General features: G+C 71.0%; 18 protein-coding genes. 13 read left to right on the top strand and 5 right to left on the bottom strand.

The features are described 5' to 3' along the window. Positions 1 to 7 precede the first annotated feature (7 nt). The 13 genes from NYO99_RS18560 (at position 8) to NYO99_RS18620 (ending at position 9,925) form a co-directional block, all read left to right on the top strand. Positions 8 to 853: a type 2 periplasmic-binding domain-containing protein gene (locus tag NYO99_RS18560; protein ID WP_268168767.1), complete on the top strand. Its 846-nt coding sequence runs from the start codon at positions 8 to 10 to the stop codon at positions 851 to 853. A gap of 47 nt (positions 854 to 900) precedes the next feature. Beyond that, entirely contained in the window at positions 901 to 1,119 is a 219-nt protein-coding gene (locus NYO99_RS18565) for a CopG family transcriptional regulator (protein ID WP_268168769.1), read from the top strand. Then, positions 1,116 to 1,559, top strand: coding sequence for a PIN domain-containing protein (locus NYO99_RS18570; protein ID WP_268168770.1), 444 nt, complete (start codon positions 1,116 to 1,118; stop codon positions 1,557 to 1,559). The genes NYO99_RS18565 and NYO99_RS18570 overlap by 4 nt, the downstream gene beginning before the upstream one ends. Next, positions 1,556 to 2,638, top strand: a complete 1,083-nt coding sequence (gene hisC / locus NYO99_RS18575; RefSeq protein ID WP_268168771.1) for a histidinol-phosphate transaminase — start codon at positions 1,556 to 1,558, stop codon at positions 2,636 to 2,638. The genes NYO99_RS18570 and hisC overlap by 4 nt, the downstream gene beginning before the upstream one ends. Continuing rightward, a complete protein-coding gene (gene hisB, locus NYO99_RS18580; protein ID WP_268168772.1) occupies positions 2,635 to 3,243 on the top strand; it encodes an imidazoleglycerol-phosphate dehydratase HisB in 609 nt (202 codons plus the stop codon). Before hisC ends, hisB begins: the two co-directional genes overlap by 4 nt. Continuing rightward, a complete protein-coding gene (locus NYO99_RS18585) occupies positions 3,240 to 3,833 on the top strand; it encodes a hypothetical protein (RefSeq protein ID WP_268168773.1) in 594 nt (197 codons plus the stop codon). Before hisB ends, NYO99_RS18585 begins: the two co-directional genes overlap by 4 nt. Further along, the gene (gene hisH, locus NYO99_RS18590) at positions 3,830 to 4,477 is read left to right on the top strand and encodes an imidazole glycerol phosphate synthase subunit HisH (protein ID WP_268168774.1); all 648 of its coding nucleotides are present in this window, start codon (positions 3,830 to 3,832) and stop codon (positions 4,475 to 4,477) included. Before NYO99_RS18585 ends, hisH begins: the two co-directional genes overlap by 4 nt. Positions 4,478 to 4,543: 66 nt before the next feature. Further along, on the top strand, positions 4,544 to 5,293 hold the full coding sequence (gene hisA, locus NYO99_RS18595) for a 1-(5-phosphoribosyl)-5-[(5-phosphoribosylamino)methylideneamino]imidazole-4-carboxamide isomerase (RefSeq protein ID WP_268168775.1): 750 nt from the start codon (positions 4,544 to 4,546) through the stop codon (positions 5,291 to 5,293). Positions 5,294 to 5,297: 4 nt separating this feature from the next. After that, entirely contained in the window at positions 5,298 to 6,077 is a 780-nt protein-coding gene (gene hisF / locus NYO99_RS18600; protein WP_268168776.1) for an imidazole glycerol phosphate synthase subunit HisF, read from the top strand. Positions 6,078 to 6,590: 513 nt separating this feature from the next. Next, positions 6,591 to 7,142, top strand: coding sequence for a 16S rRNA (guanine(966)-N(2))-methyltransferase RsmD (rsmD, locus tag NYO99_RS18605; protein ID WP_268168777.1), 552 nt, complete (start codon positions 6,591 to 6,593; stop codon positions 7,140 to 7,142). Continuing rightward, positions 7,139 to 7,636: a pantetheine-phosphate adenylyltransferase gene (coaD, locus tag NYO99_RS18610; RefSeq protein WP_268168778.1), complete on the top strand. Its 498-nt coding sequence runs from the start codon at positions 7,139 to 7,141 to the stop codon at positions 7,634 to 7,636. The genes rsmD and coaD overlap by 4 nt, the downstream gene beginning before the upstream one ends. Before the next feature lie 2 nt (positions 7,637 to 7,638). Then, positions 7,639 to 7,890: a YfhL family 4Fe-4S dicluster ferredoxin gene (locus NYO99_RS18615; RefSeq protein WP_268168780.1), complete on the top strand. Its 252-nt coding sequence runs from the start codon at positions 7,639 to 7,641 to the stop codon at positions 7,888 to 7,890. A gap of 43 nt (positions 7,891 to 7,933) precedes the next feature. Further along, positions 7,934 to 9,925: an acyltransferase family protein gene (locus tag NYO99_RS18620; RefSeq protein WP_268168781.1), complete on the top strand. Its 1,992-nt coding sequence runs from the start codon at positions 7,934 to 7,936 to the stop codon at positions 9,923 to 9,925. A gap of 8 nt (positions 9,926 to 9,933) precedes the next feature. Here NYO99_RS18620 and NYO99_RS18625 read toward each other — a convergent pair whose 3' ends face one another. From NYO99_RS18625 to cbiB, 5 genes are read right to left on the bottom strand one after another with little or no spacing between them, the layout of a single operon-like run. Continuing rightward, on the bottom strand, positions 9,934 to 11,013 hold the full coding sequence (locus NYO99_RS18625) for a hypothetical protein (RefSeq protein ID WP_268168782.1): 1,080 nt from the start codon (positions 11,011 to 11,013) through the stop codon (positions 9,934 to 9,936). A 60-nt stretch (positions 11,014 to 11,073) separates the two neighbouring features. Beyond that, entirely contained in the window at positions 11,074 to 12,123 is a 1,050-nt protein-coding gene (locus NYO99_RS18630) for a S1/P1 nuclease (protein WP_268168783.1), read from the bottom strand. 9 nt (positions 12,124 to 12,132) lie between these two features. After that, on the bottom strand, positions 12,133 to 13,584 hold the full coding sequence (locus tag NYO99_RS18635) for a cobyric acid synthase (RefSeq protein WP_268168784.1): 1,452 nt from the start codon (positions 13,582 to 13,584) through the stop codon (positions 12,133 to 12,135). A gap of 19 nt (positions 13,585 to 13,603) precedes the next feature. Then, positions 13,604 to 14,584: an aminotransferase class I/II-fold pyridoxal phosphate-dependent enzyme gene (locus NYO99_RS18640; RefSeq protein WP_268168785.1), complete on the bottom strand. Its 981-nt coding sequence runs from the start codon at positions 14,582 to 14,584 to the stop codon at positions 13,604 to 13,606. Beyond that, positions 14,581 to 15,492, bottom strand: a complete 912-nt coding sequence (gene cbiB / locus NYO99_RS18645; protein ID WP_268168983.1) for an adenosylcobinamide-phosphate synthase CbiB — start codon at positions 15,490 to 15,492, stop codon at positions 14,581 to 14,583. Before cbiB ends, NYO99_RS18640 begins: the two co-directional genes overlap by 4 nt. Between the last annotated feature and the right edge of the window lie 16 nt (positions 15,493 to 15,508).

The following is a 15,508-nucleotide window of genomic DNA, read 5'->3' on the forward strand; positions in this document are numbered from 1 at the left end:
AGCCGGCATGCGTCGCCGCGAGCTGATGCTGGCGGCCGCTGCGGCGCCGCTGGCGCCTGCCTACGGCGCGCCGTGGAAGCTGCGCATCCCGCGCCTGTCGGCCAAGGCTTCGTCGGGGCAGAGCTACCCGGCCCTGCTGCTGGGGCAGGCGCTCGCCGCCGCCGGTGTGGCCACGGCACTGGAGCCGACGGCGGAATACATCCCGCAGCGGCGGGCGCTGTTGGAGTTGGGCGCGGACCGCCGGCTGGATGTGGTGTGGACCATGACCTCCGTGGAGCGCGAGCGTCTGGCCCGGCCCATCCGCATTCCCATCTTCAAGGGCCTGTTTGGTTGGCGGCTGCTGCTGGCTCCGCCCGAGCAGGCCGCGCGGCTGAGCGCAGTGCGCACGCTGGCGGAGTTGCGCCAGTTCTCCATGCTGCAGGGCCTGGAGTGGCCGGATGCGGGTGTGCTGCAGGCCAATGGCTTGAACGTCGTCACCTCGCCCAGCCACGACGTCATGTTCAGGCAGTTGCGCCTGGGCCGGGCTGATGCGTTCCCGCGCTCGGTTGAGGAAATCTGGTGGGAGCTGGATCGCCACGGTCAGGGCTTGGTGGTCGTGCCGCAGCTGTGCCTGCGCTACCCGGCGGCCGTGTATTTCTTCGTGGCACCCGAGGCGACCGAGCTGGCCGCGGCGCTGGAGCTGGGCCTGCAGCGCCTGCGCGCGTCGGGCGCCTTCGATCAGTTGTTCGCTCAGCACCACGAAGCCGATCTGGCCCGCGCGCGGCTGGCCGAACGGCGCATCATCGAGCTCAGCAACCCGCAGCTGCCCGCGCAGACGCCGCTGGACAAACCCGAGCTCTGGTACCGGCCTTGATGAGACACGAAGTTCGTGCAACACGAACTTCGTGTAATCTTCGGGCCATGAAGAACGTCACCGTGTCGATGGACGATGCCGTGGCCGAGTGGTCGCGGCTGGAGGCCGCGCGGCGCAACACCAGCGTGTCGCGGCTGCTGGGTGAGCTGCTCGCCGAGAAGATGCAGCACGACGACGCCTACGAGCGCGCGCTGCAGGACTGGCTGCACCGCGAGCGGTCGTGGTCGTCCGACGGCCAGCCCTATCCCGGCCGAGGTGTGTTGTGAAGCTGGAGCCGGTGTTCGTTGACACCTCCGTGCTGCTTTTCAGCGAGGATGGCGCCCGCCCGGCCGAGCGCGAGCAGGTGTTGGTGTGGTTGCGTGCGCTGTGGGCCACGCGCACGGGCCGCGTGTCGGTGCAGGTGCTGAACGACTTCTACCTGCTGGCCACGCAGCGCGTGAACCCGCCCATGCCGCAGGGCGATGTGCGCGCCGAGGTGCGCCGCTACCAGCACTGGCGCCCATGGCAGGCAGACCAGGCCACGGTGGAGTCCGCCTGGTCGCTGGAAAGCCGCTTCGGCCTGCCGTTCCCCGATGCGCTCGTCGTCGCCAGCGCCAAGGCGCAGGGCTGCACGCGCCTGCTCAGCCTGGCGCTGACGCATGAGGCGCAGTACGACAGCGTGCAAGTCCTCAACCCTCTGGTGGCCTCCGTTCCGTCCGCGTCATGACCGCTGCTCTCGACCAAGCCCTCGCCCAGATCCGCCCCGACGTGCGCGCGGCGCGTGCCTACGTCGTGCAGCCCAGCCACGGCGTGCTGAAGCTCGACGCGATGGAGAACCCCTATCGCCTGCCGACCGCGCTGCAGCAGGCGCTGGGCGAGCGCCTCGCGGCCGTCGCGTTGAACCGCTACCCGGCCGAGCGCACCGCGCTGCTGGCCCGCGCGCTGGCGCGCCATGCCGGCGTGGGCGACGAGGTCGGCGTCACGCTGGGCAACGGCTCGGACGAACTGATCGGCCTGCTCAGCATCGCCGTCGCCAGGCCCGGCGCCTCGGTGCTGGCGCCCGTGCCCGGCTTCGTCATGTACGAGGCCTTTGCGAAGCAGCAGCGACTGGACTTCATCGGCGTGCCGCTGCGCGCCGACGACTTCCAGCTCGACGAGCCGGCCATGCTGGCGGCGATTCGTGAGCACCAGCCCGCGCTGATCTATCTCGCCTATCCCAACAACCCCACGGCCACGTTGTGGGATGCCGCCGTCATTGAGCGCATCGCCCAGGCGGCGCCGGGCCTGGTGGTCATGGACGAGGCCTACCAGCCGTTCGCGAGCGCTGACAGCCTCGCGCTGATGGCGCGCCAGAAGAACGTGCTGGTCATGCGCACGATGAGCAAGTTCGGCCTGGCCGGCGTGCGCATCGGTTACCTGCTGGGCGCACCTGAACTGGTGGACCAGATCGAGAAGCTGCGCCCGCCCTACAACATCAGCGTGCTGAACGCCGAGGCCGCGCTGTTCGCGCTGGAACACGCCGACGTCTACGCCGCCCAGGCGGCCGAGCTTCGCGAGCAGCGCGAGCGCCTGTTCGCGGCGCTGCAGGCGCTGCCGGGCGTCCACGCCTGGCCGAGTCAGGGCAATATGATTCTTGCGAGAGTGCCGGACGCCGCCGCCACCTTTGCGGCGCTCAAGGCCCGGGGCGTGCTGATCAAGAATGTCTCCGCGCTGCACCCCTTGCTCGCGAACTGCCTGCGCTTCACCGTCGGCACGCCCGACGACAACACCCGCCTCCTCGCCGAACTCACGAGCTGCCTGTCATGAGCACCGAACCCGTCACTTCACGCGTTGCCGAAGTCACCCGCAACACCCGCGAGACGCGCATCACCGTGCGCATCAACCTCGACGGCACGGGCCAGTCCAAGCTGCACACCGGCATCGGTTTCTTCGACCACATGCTGGACCAGATCGCCCGCCACGGCCTGATCGACCTGGACATCCACTGTGACGGCGACCTGCACATCGACGGCCACCACACGGTGGAAGACGTTGGCATCACGCTGGGCCTGGCCATCGCCAAGGCGGTGGGCGACAAGGCCGGCCTGACGCGCTACGGCCACAGCTATGTGCCGCTGGACGAGGCGCTGTCGCGCGTCGTCATCGACCTGTCCGGCCGCCCGGGCCTGCACATGGACTGCAAGTTCACCGCCGGCAGCATCGGCGCCTTCGACACGCAGCTGACGTTTGAGTTCTTCCAGGGCTTCGCCAACGCGGCGCTGGCGACGGTGCACATCGACAACCTCAAGGGCCACAACGCCCACCACCAAGCCGAGACCATGTTCAAGGCCTTCGGCCGTGCACTGCGCATGGCCACGACGCTGGACCCGCGCTCGGCCGGCGTGATCCCGTCGACGAAGGGATCGCTGTGATCCGCTGGCTGGCTGGCATCGCGCTCGGCATGGCAGTCACGGGCGCGCAAGCGCAGGACGGCGAGCCGTGCCGCCACCCGCGCACGCAGCAGGAACTGCCTCAGGTGCTGGGCCCGGCGTTCATCCGGGCCGGCACACACAGTTTTGAGGCCAAGTTCCCGGGCCAGGGCTGCAGCGTGCGTTATCAGCATCCCAGCGGCATGTGGGCCGACGGCTACATCTATCAGGGCGGTCATGGTGTCGTGCAGGACACGGCGCGCGACCCGCGGCTGATGGACGAGTTTCAGAGTGTGTTTGCAGGCATCCGGCAGATGTGGTCGCAGGACCAGCGCAAGGGCAAGCTGCTCGATATGCAGGGGCGCTACGAGAGCCGCGGCAAGGTCGCCGTGGAGGTCATGGTCGGCAGTGCCACCATCGAACCCGAAGGTGGCGCGGCGCCGCTGCGCACCCATGTGCAACTGTGGAGCGGCAGCGGCGCGATCTGGAAGCTGCGCGCTACGTTTCCCAAGGCTGACCAGGCCGCCTCTGATCCCGCCGTGCAGGCGCTCGGCGAGGCGCTCGTGGATCTTTCTCGCGAAGGCTCTCTATGACCCGCACCGTCGCCGTCGTCGACTACGGCATGGGCAATCTGCGCTCCGTGTCGCAAGCCGTCATCCATGCTGCCGAAGGGCAGGGCATTGGCGTCGCCATCACCTGTGACCCCGAGGTCATCCGCGCCGCCGAGCGCGTCGTGCTGCCTGGCCAGGGCGCCATGCGCGACTGCATGGCCGAGCTGGCTGCCTCGGGCGCCAAGGAAGCTGTGCTGGAAGCCGCCGCCACCAAGCCGCTGCTGGGCGTGTGCGTGGGCATGCAGATGCTGCTGGACCACAGCGAGGAGCAGGACACGCCGGGCCTCGGCCTCATCCCCGGGCGCGTGCAGCGCTTTCGCCTGGAAGGCCGGCTGCAGGAGGACGGCAGCCGCTTCAAGGTGCCGCAGATGGGCTGGAACCGCGTGCACCAGCCACGCCCGCACCCGGTCTGGTCGGGCATCCCGGACGAGAGCTGGTTCTACTTCGTGCACAGCTTCTACGCCACCACGGCCCAGCCCGAACACAGCGCCGGCGAGACCGACTACGGCCTGCGCTTTACCTGTGCAATCGCGCGGGATAACATTTTTGCGACCCAATTCCACCCCGAGAAAAGTGCCGCGCTGGGCCTCGCGCTCTACCGCAATTTCCTGCATTGGAAACCTTGACCGGCGCTCGCCGGTCTGCACCTTCTCCACCCCCTTCCTTCCCCACCAGCCCCACCGCCACCGGCCATGCTGCTGATCCCTGCCATCGACCTGAAAGACGGTCGCTGCGTCCGCCTCAAGCAAGGCGACATGAACGACTCCACCACCTTCGGCGAAGACCCCGCCGCGATGGCGCGCCGCTGGGTGGACGCCGGCGCGCGCCGCCTGCACCTGGTGGACCTGAACGGCGCCTTCGCGGGCAAGCCGGTCAACGAGGCGGCCATCAAGGCCATCATCAAGGAGGTGGGCGACGAGATCCCCATCCAGCTCGGCGGCGGCATCCGTGACCTCGACACCATCGAGCGCTACCTGGACGACGGCCTGAGCTACGTCATCATCGGCACGGCCGCGGTCAAGAACCCCGGCTTCCTGAAGGACGCCTGCAGCGCCTTCGGCGGCCACATCATCGTGGGCCTGGACGCCAAGGACGGCAAGGTCGCCACCGACGGCTGGAGCAAGCTCACCGGCCACGAGGTGGTGGACCTGGGCAAGAAGTTCGAGGACTACGGCGTCGAAGGCATCATCTACACCGACATCGGCCGCGATGGCATGCTCACCGGCATCAACATCGACGCCACGGTGAAGCTGGCCCAGGCGCTGAGCATCCCGGTGATCGCGTCGGGCGGCCTGTCCAACATCGCCGACATCGAGCGCCTGTGCGCCGTGTTCAGCGAGGGCGTGGAAGGCGTGATCTGCGGTCGCTCCATCTACACCGGCGACCTCGACTTCGCGGCCGGCCAGGCCCGTGCGGACGAGCTGATGGCTGCATTGGGCTGATCCGGTGCTGGCCAAACGCATCATCCCGTGCCTGGACGTGACCGCCGGTCGCGTCGTCAAAGGCGTCAACTTCGTCGGCCTGCGGGACGCGGGTGACCCGGTGGACATCGCCGCCCGCTACAACGAGCAGGGCGCCGACGAGCTCACCTTCCTCGACATCACCGCCACCAGCGATGGCCGCGACCTGATCCTGCACATCATCGAGGACGTGGCCTCCAAGGTCTTCATCCCGCTGACCGTGGGCGGCGGCGTGCGTGCCGTGGCCGATGTGCGCCGGCTGCTGAACGCCGGTGCCGACAAGGTGTCCTTCAACTCCGCTGCCGTGGCCGACCCCGAACTCATCCGCGCCGCCAGCGACCGCTACGGCGCGCAGTGCATCGTGGTGGCCATCGACGCCAAGCGCCGCCAGGGCGACGACCTCGCGGCGCGCGGCCCGGGCTGGGATGTCTACACCCACGGCGGCCGCAAGAACGTGGGCCTGGATGCCGTGGCCTGGGCCAAGCAGATGGCCGAGTTCGGTGCCGGCGAGATCCTGCTGACCAGCATGGACCGCGACGGCACCAAGAGCGGCTTCGACCTGGAACTCACCCGTGCCGTGAGCGACGCGGTGCCCGTGCCGGTCATCGCCTCGGGCGGAGTCGGTTCGCTGGACGACCTGGCCGACGGCATCACGAAGGGCGGTGCCGATGCGGTGCTGGCCGCCAGCATCTTCCACTTCGGCCAGCACACGGTGGGCGAGGCCAAGGCGCTGATGGCCGCGCGGGGCATTCCGGTCCGGCAGTGAGTCTGTCGGCAGCGGAAATACAGCGGGCCGAGCCGTTCGCGAGAGCGGTGCAAGGCCTGCGAGTGGCTCAAATCTGGCGCGGCCATGGGTCGGCAATGTTCATCGAGTTGGGCGACTTGACGCTTCATGAGCCGCGGCGACTACCTCGGCGGCCCAAACTTTGTGGGCAGGCGACACTCAGGATCGAGTGGTCGTGGCGCATCGAAAAGCCACGTTCGATACTTTGCGGGAGCTGGACTGACGAGATGCGCTGGACCCGCGCATGGGGCGCGTTGGTCGGTGCCCGCGTGTCGAGTCTGGACTTTCATGGGCGGCTTCCGGAGATCGATCTGGGATTGGACAACGGCATGCACGTGGTGTCTGCTATGACGGCAGAAGGGCAGCCGGAGTGGGCGCTCGGCGTTCATCAGCCGGCACTCGGGTATCTGCGTGTCAAGCGCGGGCGTTTGAGCGTGGAGTTGCCATCGCCCCCAAGCGGGCCGATTGGAGTGTTGGCGCCAAGCGCGGATGCACATGGGTGAGATTCGAATCATTGGTGGGCAGTGGAAGCGTTCCAAGCTGCCCGTGCCCGACGCACCGGGCCTGCGGCCCACGTCGGACCGCGTGCGCGAGACGCTCTTCAACTGGCTGGGCCAGACGCTGACCGGCTGGCGCGTGCTGGACGCCTTCGCGGGCAGCGGCGCCTTGGGTTTTGAGGCCGCCTCGCGCGACGCGGCCGAGGTGGTGCTGGTGGAGCGCGATGCCAAGCTGGCCGCCGGCTTGCGCGCCAGCGTGCAGCGCCTCAAGGCCACGACCCTGAAGGTGCATGCCGCCGACGCGCTGGCCTGGATGCGCGCCGCACCGCGCGGCGGCTTCGACCTCGTACTGCTCGACCCGCCCTTCGCCGCCGACCTGTTCGACGCGGCCCTGGCGGCCGCGCTGCCGCTGCTGACCGAGGGCGGGCTGATCTACGTGGAAGCCCCGCACGCGATCACGCCGCCGGCCGGGTTCACCGTGTGGCGCCAGGGGCGTGCGGGCGCGGTGCACTACCACCTGCTGCGCCGCGAGGACAATCCGACCCCATGACCTCCCGCACGACGATCACCGCCGTCTACCCCGGCACCTTCGACCCCATCACGCTGGGCCACGAAGACCTGATGCGCCGCGCCGCCGGCATGTTCGAGCGCCTGGTGCTGGCCGTGGCCGTGGGCCACCACAAGAAGACCCTGTTCACGCTCGACGAGCGGCTGGCCATGGCGCAAGAGGTGGCCGTGCCGTTGGGGAACGTGGAAGTCATCGCGTTCGACGGCCTGCTGCGCGACTTTGTGCGGGCACACGATGGCCGTGTGGTTGTGCGCGGCCTGCGCACCGGTGGTGACTTCGAGTACGAGTTCCAGATGGCAGGCATGAACCGCCGGCTGATGCCCGAGGTCGAGACCATCTTCCTCACGCCGGGCGAGAAGCATCAGTACACCTCCAGCACCTTCGTGCGCGAGATCGCGACGTTGGGCGGCGAGGTAGCCGAGTTCGTGTCGCCCGGCGTGCTGGCGCGCTTGAACGACAAGTTCAAGGGGAGCTGACCATGGCACTGATGATCACGGACGAATGCATCAACTGCGATGTCTGCGAGCCCGCGTGCCCCAACAACGCGATCAGCATGGGCGAGGAGTTCTACAAGATCGAGCCGTCCAAGTGCACCGAATGCGTGGGCCACTTCGACGAGCCTCAGTGCGTGACGCTGTGCCCCGTGGCCTGCATCCCGGTCAACCCGGCGCATGTGGAAAGCCGCGAGACGCTGCTGCAGAAGTACGAGCGTCTGACCACGGCGGCCTGATGCGGCCGTTGCAGGCATAGCACCAGGCGCGGCGTCCAGCACGTTGAACGCATCGGCAGCGCCCGCTCCCGGCATCCGGCTCGACATCCAGGCCTTGCGTGGCCTGGCGGTGCTGGTGGTCGTGCTGTACCACGCCAAGTTGGGCGGGGTGCAGTCCGGCTACCTCGGGGTCGACATCTTCTTTGTCATCTCCGGCTACCTCATCACCGCCATCGTTGCGGCAGGGATAGCTCGTGGCAGTTTCGGCCTGGCGGCCTTCTATGCCCGACGGGCCAAGCGGCTGCTGCCGGCGGCCTATGCCACGCTGGCACTGGCGGTGGGTTGCGCGCCGTGGTTTCTGAATCACCAGGATCTGCGCGACTTCTCGCTGCAGGTGGTGGGCGCGGTGAGCTTCACGGCCAACATCGTTCTGTGGCAGCAGACGGGCTACTTCGAGAGCGCCAGTGATCTCAAGCCGCTGCTGCACATGTGGTCGCTGTCGCTGGAAGAGCAGTACTACCTCGTGTTGCCCGCGGCGCTGCTGTTGCTGCCCCGCCGGGCCTGGCTGGGCGGGGTGCTGGCGGCACTGGCGGCCAGCCTGGCGCTGTGCGTGATCGGCAGCGTCCATGACCCGGCGGCCACCTTCTACCTGCTGCCCACGCGCGCGTGGGAACTGCTGCTGGGCTCGCTGGGGGCGCTGCTGGCCCGCGAGCCGGACCGCTCGGGTCGCCTGATGCGCCTCACATCACGGGCCGTGCGGTGGCTGTTCTATCCGGGCCTTGCGCTGTTGCTCCTGCTGCCGCTGCTGCCGTCGTTCGGGCCCCACCCCGGCCCGGCGGCGTGGCTGGTGTGTGTGGCGACGCTGGTGGTGCTGCTGCGGCAGCACCCGGGCCTGCCGTCATGGCTGCCGACGCGGTTGTTGGCGCGTCTGGGCGACATCTCCTATTCGCTGTACCTCGTGCACTGGCCGGTCATCGTCTTCATGCGCCATGCGTGGGTGGGGCGTGATGCGGACCTGCCCTGGCCCTTGCGTGTCGCGGCCGTGGGGGTGTCACTCGCGCTGTCGGTGGTGCTGTATCGATGCATCGAAGACCCGGTGCGCAAATCCGCCTGGCGGTTCACGCCGGCCCGCGCGGGGATGGTGCTGCTGGTGTCGCTGTCGTTGATGGCGCTGGTGCCGGCCTGGACCTGGCTGCGCCAGCCACCGGCCAACTTCGCCGAACTCCGGCGGCCCAACCTGGGGCTGTCGGCGGCCTGCGATGACGAGCAGTTGTTCCAGCCCCGGCCGCGGTGCATGTCTGCGCCCCAGCCGCGCGTGCTCGTGTGGGGGGATTCGTTTGCCATGCATCTGGTGCCCGGGCTGGCCGGTGAGCGCCGGGCGGGGGGCGTGCTGCAGGCGACGCGCAGCACCTGTGGCCCCTTCCTCGGCCTGGCGCCCACGCAGCCACGTGGCGCGGGCACAGGGGGCGGCTACGACCGCCAGTGGGCCGAGCGTTGCATCGCGTTCAACCAGTCGGTGCTGGACGTTCTCGCGCGCAGTGACAGCCTGGAGGTGGTGGTGCTGTCCAGCGCCTTGCTGCAGTACGTCAACGAGGGCTGGCGGCAGGTGGCCGTCACGGTGCAAGGCGTGACCGAGTCCGCGCCCAGCGTGGAGGCCGCCGCGGCAGCCATGGCGCAGACGGCACGTGCGGTGCGTGCCGCTGGCAAGAAGGTCGTGTTCTTCGCCCCGCCGCCGTCGGCCGATGTCGATGTCGGCGCCTGCCTGGAGCGCCAGCTGAGCGGCCGCCTGCGCATCGGCGCCGAGACCGATTGCACGATCCCGGTGAGCGACTACCAGGCCCGGCGTGCGCGCGTGCTGGCGCTGACGGCAGCGATCGAGCGCGCTGGCGTGCCGGTCATCCGGCTGGCGGATTTCCTGTGCGACCGTGAGGCCTGCGTCACGATGCTGGACGGCACGCTGGTGTACCGCGATGCCGGGCACCTGTCCTACGACGGCTCGCGGCTGCTGGCGACGCGCATGGACTGGCAGCGGCTGATCGCGGAACGGGCCCGCTAGCCGCGGGCTCAGCGCCGCGGGATGTAGGCCGCGCCGTCCAGCCACAGCGTGCCGCCGGGCTTGTCCGGGTCGGTGATCAGCACGCGCTGCTCGCGCGCGCCGTCGTCATAGTCGATGTGCAGCAGCAGACCGTCCATGCGGTAGCGGCCGGCGCGCTCGCCCGGGCCGCCGTGCGTGGCGACCGCGGTGCCGCCGGCCTGGGCGGTGCTGCCCACCGTGCCTTGGCGCAGCACGCGGCCGCCGGGGCTGAAGCGGTACTCGTCCACCACCGTGACCGACTGGCTGCCGCCAGCCGCCAGGTTGCCGGTGCCGGCGGTGCTGCGGTAGTGGCCGTTCAGCGCCAGGTCGGCCGGCAGGCGCGCGTAGGTCTTGCTGAAGGGCAGGGCGGTCCACTGGCCGCCCTTGAGCGCCTGCAACTGGCCGCCGTGGCGGCGCCAGCGGCTCCAGGCGTCCGGCTTGGCGGCGCGGTGTGCGGCCAGCCCGCCGGCATGGCGCAGCCCGCGCACATCGGTCAGCAGCTCGCCGTTCTTGAACAGCACGACCGGGTAGATGTCCAGCGCGATGAAGCCGCCCAGGCCCATCTTGGGCCGCGTGGCGAAGCCAAAGCTGTCGATGTCGGCCACGTCCGCGCCTGGGGCGGCTGGTGGCTCGGTGCGTGCGCTGGGTGCGCTGGGTGCAGGCGCGGTGGCCTCACGCGGCGGCGGGGCCAGCGGCGCGCTGCGGGAGAACTGTGCCTCCGGCAGCTGGGCCAGCGCGAGCGCGGCGCTGCAGTCGCTTGCGCCCTGGCTGCGCGCCAGTTGCACGATGCGGGTGGCGGCGCTGTCCAGCGTGGCCGTGGTGCCGGCGCTGGCGCGCCAGGCATGGATGCGCTCGCGCACCGCGTCCACGGCCTGCTCGTCCCGCCAGCGCTGCAGCTGGGCCTGCTGGGCAGCGCTGTAGCGCCCGGCACAGCCGGCGTCCAGTCGGTCAAAGCCGGCGAGCACGATGCCAGCCTGCAGCAGCGCGGGGTCGGGCGTCGGCGGGGCGGCGACGGCCGTGGCGGTGAGGAGCCCGAGCAGGCAGGCGGTGGCAGGGCGCGGCAGGGGCATCGTGGCAGGGCGTCAACACAGGGCCGCCAGTGGAGCGGCCCGCCGCGCGACCGGCAATACCTAGTTTGCGAACACCGCGCGCAGCACTGCCGCCAGGCGTGCAGCGGCCAGGGTCAGCTGGCGGCGCTTGATCTCGGCCATCCGCTCCTCGTAGCCGGCAGGCAGCGTGGTGGGCCAGACCTCACCCTGGCGCGGCCCGTAGCTCAGGCCAGCCAGCGCCGCGCGGGCCTGCGCCAGCGACTGCTCCGCCCACTGGGCAGGCCAGCTCGTCAGCGTGCCGGCCGTGGGCTCGACCTGCCGTGCCGCGCCCAGCCAGGGCGCATCGACACCCTCGGACGCCAGCGTGGCCGGCACGTTGTCCCACACGCTGTGCAGGTTGGGCATGCGCCAGCCGGCCGCCACGGCCGCCAGGCCGGCCGCGCCGGTGGGCGGGCGGGCCGGGATGACGAGCTGGTTGCTGCCGCGCGTGAAGGTGGCGCGCTCCAGGCCGGTCTCGTCGGGATCCACGGGCTGGCCCTGGGCGTCCAAGTAGACGGAGCCCACGTGCAGCGGCTGGTGCAGGTCGCCCACCACATGGGCCAGCACCAGCAGCGCCTCGCGCGGCGACGCGAAGCCGAACGGTGCCGGTGACGGCTCGCCCTGCAGCACGCGGATGGCCGCCACCGCCGCGCCGACGATGTCGTCCGGCCGGGCGCCGGTGATGCCGGGCTGGTAGCGCGTGCGCTGGTAGGCCAGGTTGGCATAGTGGTAACCGCGATGGCAGTCCTCAGCGCCGGGAGCCGGGTTGCATTGCCGCAGGTTGCGCTGCACGAAGGCGCGCAGCTCGGCGATGCCGGCCTCGGTCTCGAAGGGCGCGCATTCAGCGTAGCGGCCGCGTGTGGTGTAGTCGAAGTCGCGCGCCGGGTCGATGCCGCGCGCGCAGTCGGCCCACACGCTCACCTGGGCCAGCGTGACGTCGCCCAGCAGCTGCGTGACGCGTGCGGCCGCAGGCGTGCCGGCGATGAGTTGCGTGGTGAGCGTGCCGATGGTCTGGTGGCCTTGGCCGCTCCAGGCGTGCACGGCGGGGGTGAGGCTGCAGCTCAGCAGCAGGGCGGCACAAAGGCGGCGCATGAACATCCTTCAGTCGATCAGGGCCGCTATCTTGCCTGCCTGGAAATGCTGGTCGATGAAGTCGGCCAGCCCGTCGAACACCGCGTCCAGCGGCCGCCCGGTCTGGCCGAACAAGGCTTGCAGCACGGCCGGCTGCTCGAACAGGCCGTGGGCGTACACGCCCAGCACCCGGCCGTCGCGGCAGTCCTGCCAGCCGATGGGCTCGCCGGCCGCGTTGCGCAGCGCGACCTGCGGCGCCGGCAGGCCCGGGTGCGGCTGCGTGCGGCCGTGGCGGATCTCGTAGCCTGTGGTTTGTACGCTGGCCAGCGCGGCCCAGGGGCCGCCGACGGCGTCGAAGCGCAGCGCAGTGTTGCTGAGCAGCTTCTCGGGCGCGAACACGGTCACCAGCGGCAGCAGGCCCAGACCCGGCGCGTTGCCGTCCAGGCCATGCGGGTCCACCAGCGCCTCGCCCAGCATCTGCAGCCCGCCGCAGATGCCCAGGATGCGGCCTGGGTGGGCGTTGAGCGCCGCGTCCAGTCGCTGCGCGCGCAGCCAGGCCAGGTCGGCCGCCGTGGCCTTGCTGCCGGGCAGGATGACCCAGTCAGCGCCTACCAGGTCACGCGGTTCGCGCGCCCAGATCAGGCTCACGCCGGGCAGCTGGCGCAGCGGCTGGAACTCGTCGAGGTTGGACAGCCGCGGGTAGGCGATGACGGCGATGCGCAGGCCGCCGCCTGTACTGGCGTCGTCGAACACACCGTCCTCCTCGGGCAGCCCGTGGCCGCGCCACATCGGCAGCGTGGCGATGGTGGGCACGCCGGTCAGCTGCTGCAGCTGCTCGGGGCCGGGCGCCAGCAGGCCGGCGTCGCCGCGGAAGCGGTTCAGCACGAAGCCCCGGACTTGCGCGCGTACGTCCTCGGGCATCAGCTGGTGCGTGCCGTACAGGTGGGCGAAGGCGCCGCCGCGGTCAATGTCCGTCACCAGCAGGCAGGCCGCGCGGGCGTCGCGCGCCGTGCCCAGGTTCACGTAGTCGCTGGGCGCCAGGTTGATCTCGGCCGGTGAGCCGGCACCCTCGATGACGACGATGTCGTTCTCGCCCAGCAGCTCGTGCAGCGCAGCACGGGCGCGGGGCCGGAGCAGCGCACTGCGCTCGCGCCACGGCATGCGGGAGAGCTGCGCATCCACCTCGCCCAGCACGACGACCTGGCTCTGCGTGTCGGCCTCGGGCTTGAGCAGCACGGGGTTCATGCGCACCTCGGGCACGCGCCTGGCGGCAAGCGCCTGGAAGTACTGCGCGCTGCCGATCTCGCCCAGGGCGCCATGCAAGCCGGGCACGACGCGCGCGTTGTTGCTCATGTTCTGCGCCTTGAACGGCGCCACCTTCAGGCCCTGCTGCGCATACCAGCGGCACAGCGCCGTGGCCAGCCAGCTCTTGCCAGCGCCGCTGGTGGTGCCCAGCACCATCACCGCCTTGCCTCGGCTCATTGCGGCCCCCGTGCTGCGCTCATGCGTGTTCTCCCTCGATCTCCAGCAGCGCCTGCTGCAGGGCCTGTTGTGCCGTGAGCGGCTGGGCCGACACGCGCACCCAGCCGGCCAAGCCGAAGCTGGCCGCGTCGCGCACGCGGATGCCGCGCTCGCGCAGCCGCAGCGCGATGTCGGGCCGGGGTGGGCGGGCCAGCCAGAAATGAGTCCAGCTGGGCTGCTGCTGCCAGTCCAGCGCGGCCAGCCGTGCGCGCTGCGCCGCCGTCCAATAGCGCAGCGTGGCGCGTGCGCGGGCCAGCCAGGCATGGGTGTCGTCACTCGGCCAGTGCGTCAGCATGGCGACGCCTTCGCTGGAGAGCACCCAGCTGGGCGCCAGCGACAGCGCATGGCGCCACACCGCGTCGGTCGCCGGGGCCACGGCGTAGCCCGCGCGGATGCCGGTCAGCCCCAGCGCCTTGTTCGGGCAGTGCAGCTGCCACACGCCGGGCGGCAGCGCGGGCGCGTCGCCATGCAGGCGCAGCGGCTCGTACGCGCGGTCGACGACGACGAGGTGCTCGCCCAGCTCGGGCCACGCGGCCAGGCTGCCGCCGGTGGGGTTGCAGGGCTCGCAGATCCACGCCAGCGCGGGCGCGGCGGGGCGGATGTCGGCGAGTTGCGCATAGGCCTTCACCGGCATGCCGAGCGCTTGCGCCGCGAGGGCGTAGTCGCCAAAGCCAGGCTGCGGCACCCACACCTCGCGGCGGCCGGCCAGCAGCGCGGCCAGCGTCAGCCGGCGTATGCCCTCGGCGCCGCCGGCCGTGGGCAGCACCAGGTCCTCATCGCCCAGGTGGCGGCGCAGCGCGCGGTAGGCGGGGTCGGGGTACTGGCGCCGGTCGGCGGCCTGCACGGCGGCCAGCAGCGCGGGGGGCGGGCCCAGCGGGTTGGCGTTGGTGGAGAAGTCGAAGGCCGGCGCCGGGCCGTCGTCCGTCCCGCCATGCGCGGCTTGCAGCGGCAGCGCGCTCATGACCGCAGCGCCCAGGCCAGCGCCGCCAGCAGCACAGCGCCGGCCACCACGGCGCCGCGTGCGCGTGTGCGCGCGGCGTGCAGGTCGCCCGGCTGGGCGTCGCGTCCGGCGGCGTTCAGCGTGTAGACGCCCGGCTTGCCCAGGCGCAGGCCCAGCCGCAGCGCCATCGCGGCCATGGGCCAGCCGCTGTTGGGCGACGGCGTGCGGCGCGCCTCGCGCCACAGCGCCAGCGAGGGCCGCGCAAGCAGCAGGCCGGTGAGCCGCGCGGGCAGCCACGACAGCGCGTCGTCCGCCCGCGCCGCCCACTTGCCGCTCCACTCGCGCTCGTCGCGGTAGCCCCACATCGCATCCGCCGTGTTCGCGAAGCGGTAGATCGCCGCGCCCGGCAGGCCCAGGATGGCGAACCAGAACAGCGGCGCGATGACCGAGTCGTTGAGGTTCTCGGCCAGCGTCTCGATGGCGGCCTCGCGCACCTCGGTGGCGCTCAGTGCGGACGTGTCGCGGCTGACCAGACGCGACAGCCGCACGCGGCCGGTGTCCAGCGACTCAGCCAGCGCCGTCTCCACGGCCATGGCCTCGTCGGCCAGCATGCGCCACGCGAGCAGCGGCTTCAGCAACAGGCCGAGCAGCAGCGCCGCGCCCAGCAGGCGGACCGGCGACAGCCAGGGCTGCAGCGTCAGCAAGACCTGGCCCTCCAGCCACAGCGCGATGAAACCCACCAGCACGGCCCCCAGCAGCCAGGCCGCCGCGCCGCCCACGAAGGCCAGTGGCGCCGGCAGCCGTGCCAGCCTGAACAGGCCGAGGTAGCGCCCCATGCCCACCACCGGGTGCAGCCAGGTGGGCGGCTCGCCGCAGGCGCGGTCGACCGCCATCGCCACCGGCACGGCCAGCGGCAGCAGCAAGGGCATGCCCAGGGTCAGCGTT

This window comes from Roseateles hydrophilus (assembly GCF_026712245.1).
GTDB classification, from domain to species: Bacteria; Pseudomonadota; Gammaproteobacteria; order Burkholderiales; family Burkholderiaceae_C; genus Pelomonas; species Pelomonas hydrophilus.

Coding starts and splice junctions, on each gene's coding strand:
- coaD (WP_268168778.1), top strand. CDS start 7,139: ATGACCTCCCGCACGACGATCACCGCCGTCTACCCCGGCACCTTCGAC.
- hisH (WP_268168774.1), top strand. CDS start 3,830: ATGACCCGCACCGTCGCCGTCGTCGACTACGGCATGGGCAATCTGCGC.
- cbiB (WP_268168983.1), bottom strand. CDS start 15,492: ATGCCCTTGCTGCTGCCGCTGGCCGTGCCGGTGGCGATGGCGGTCGAC.
- NYO99_RS18615 (WP_268168780.1), top strand. CDS start 7,639: ATGGCACTGATGATCACGGACGAATGCATCAACTGCGATGTCTGCGAG.
- hisB (WP_268168772.1), top strand. CDS start 2,635: ATGAGCACCGAACCCGTCACTTCACGCGTTGCCGAAGTCACCCGCAAC.
- NYO99_RS18565 (WP_268168769.1), top strand. CDS start 901: ATGAAGAACGTCACCGTGTCGATGGACGATGCCGTGGCCGAGTGGTCG.
- hisC (WP_268168771.1), top strand. CDS start 1,556: ATGACCGCTGCTCTCGACCAAGCCCTCGCCCAGATCCGCCCCGACGTG.
- NYO99_RS18635 (WP_268168784.1), bottom strand. CDS start 13,584: ATGAGCCGAGGCAAGGCGGTGATGGTGCTGGGCACCACCAGCGGCGCT.
- NYO99_RS18640 (WP_268168785.1), bottom strand. CDS start 14,584: ATGAGCGCGCTGCCGCTGCAAGCCGCGCATGGCGGGACGGACGACGGC.
- hisA (WP_268168775.1), top strand. CDS start 4,544: ATGCTGCTGATCCCTGCCATCGACCTGAAAGACGGTCGCTGCGTCCGC.
- NYO99_RS18630 (WP_268168783.1), bottom strand. CDS start 12,123: ATGCGCCGCCTTTGTGCCGCCCTGCTGCTGAGCTGCAGCCTCACCCCC.
- NYO99_RS18625 (WP_268168782.1), bottom strand. CDS start 11,013: ATGCCCCTGCCGCGCCCTGCCACCGCCTGCCTGCTCGGGCTCCTCACC.
- rsmD (WP_268168777.1), top strand. CDS start 6,591: ATGGGTGAGATTCGAATCATTGGTGGGCAGTGGAAGCGTTCCAAGCTG.
- NYO99_RS18560 (WP_268168767.1), top strand. CDS start 8: ATGCGTCGCCGCGAGCTGATGCTGGCGGCCGCTGCGGCGCCGCTGGCG.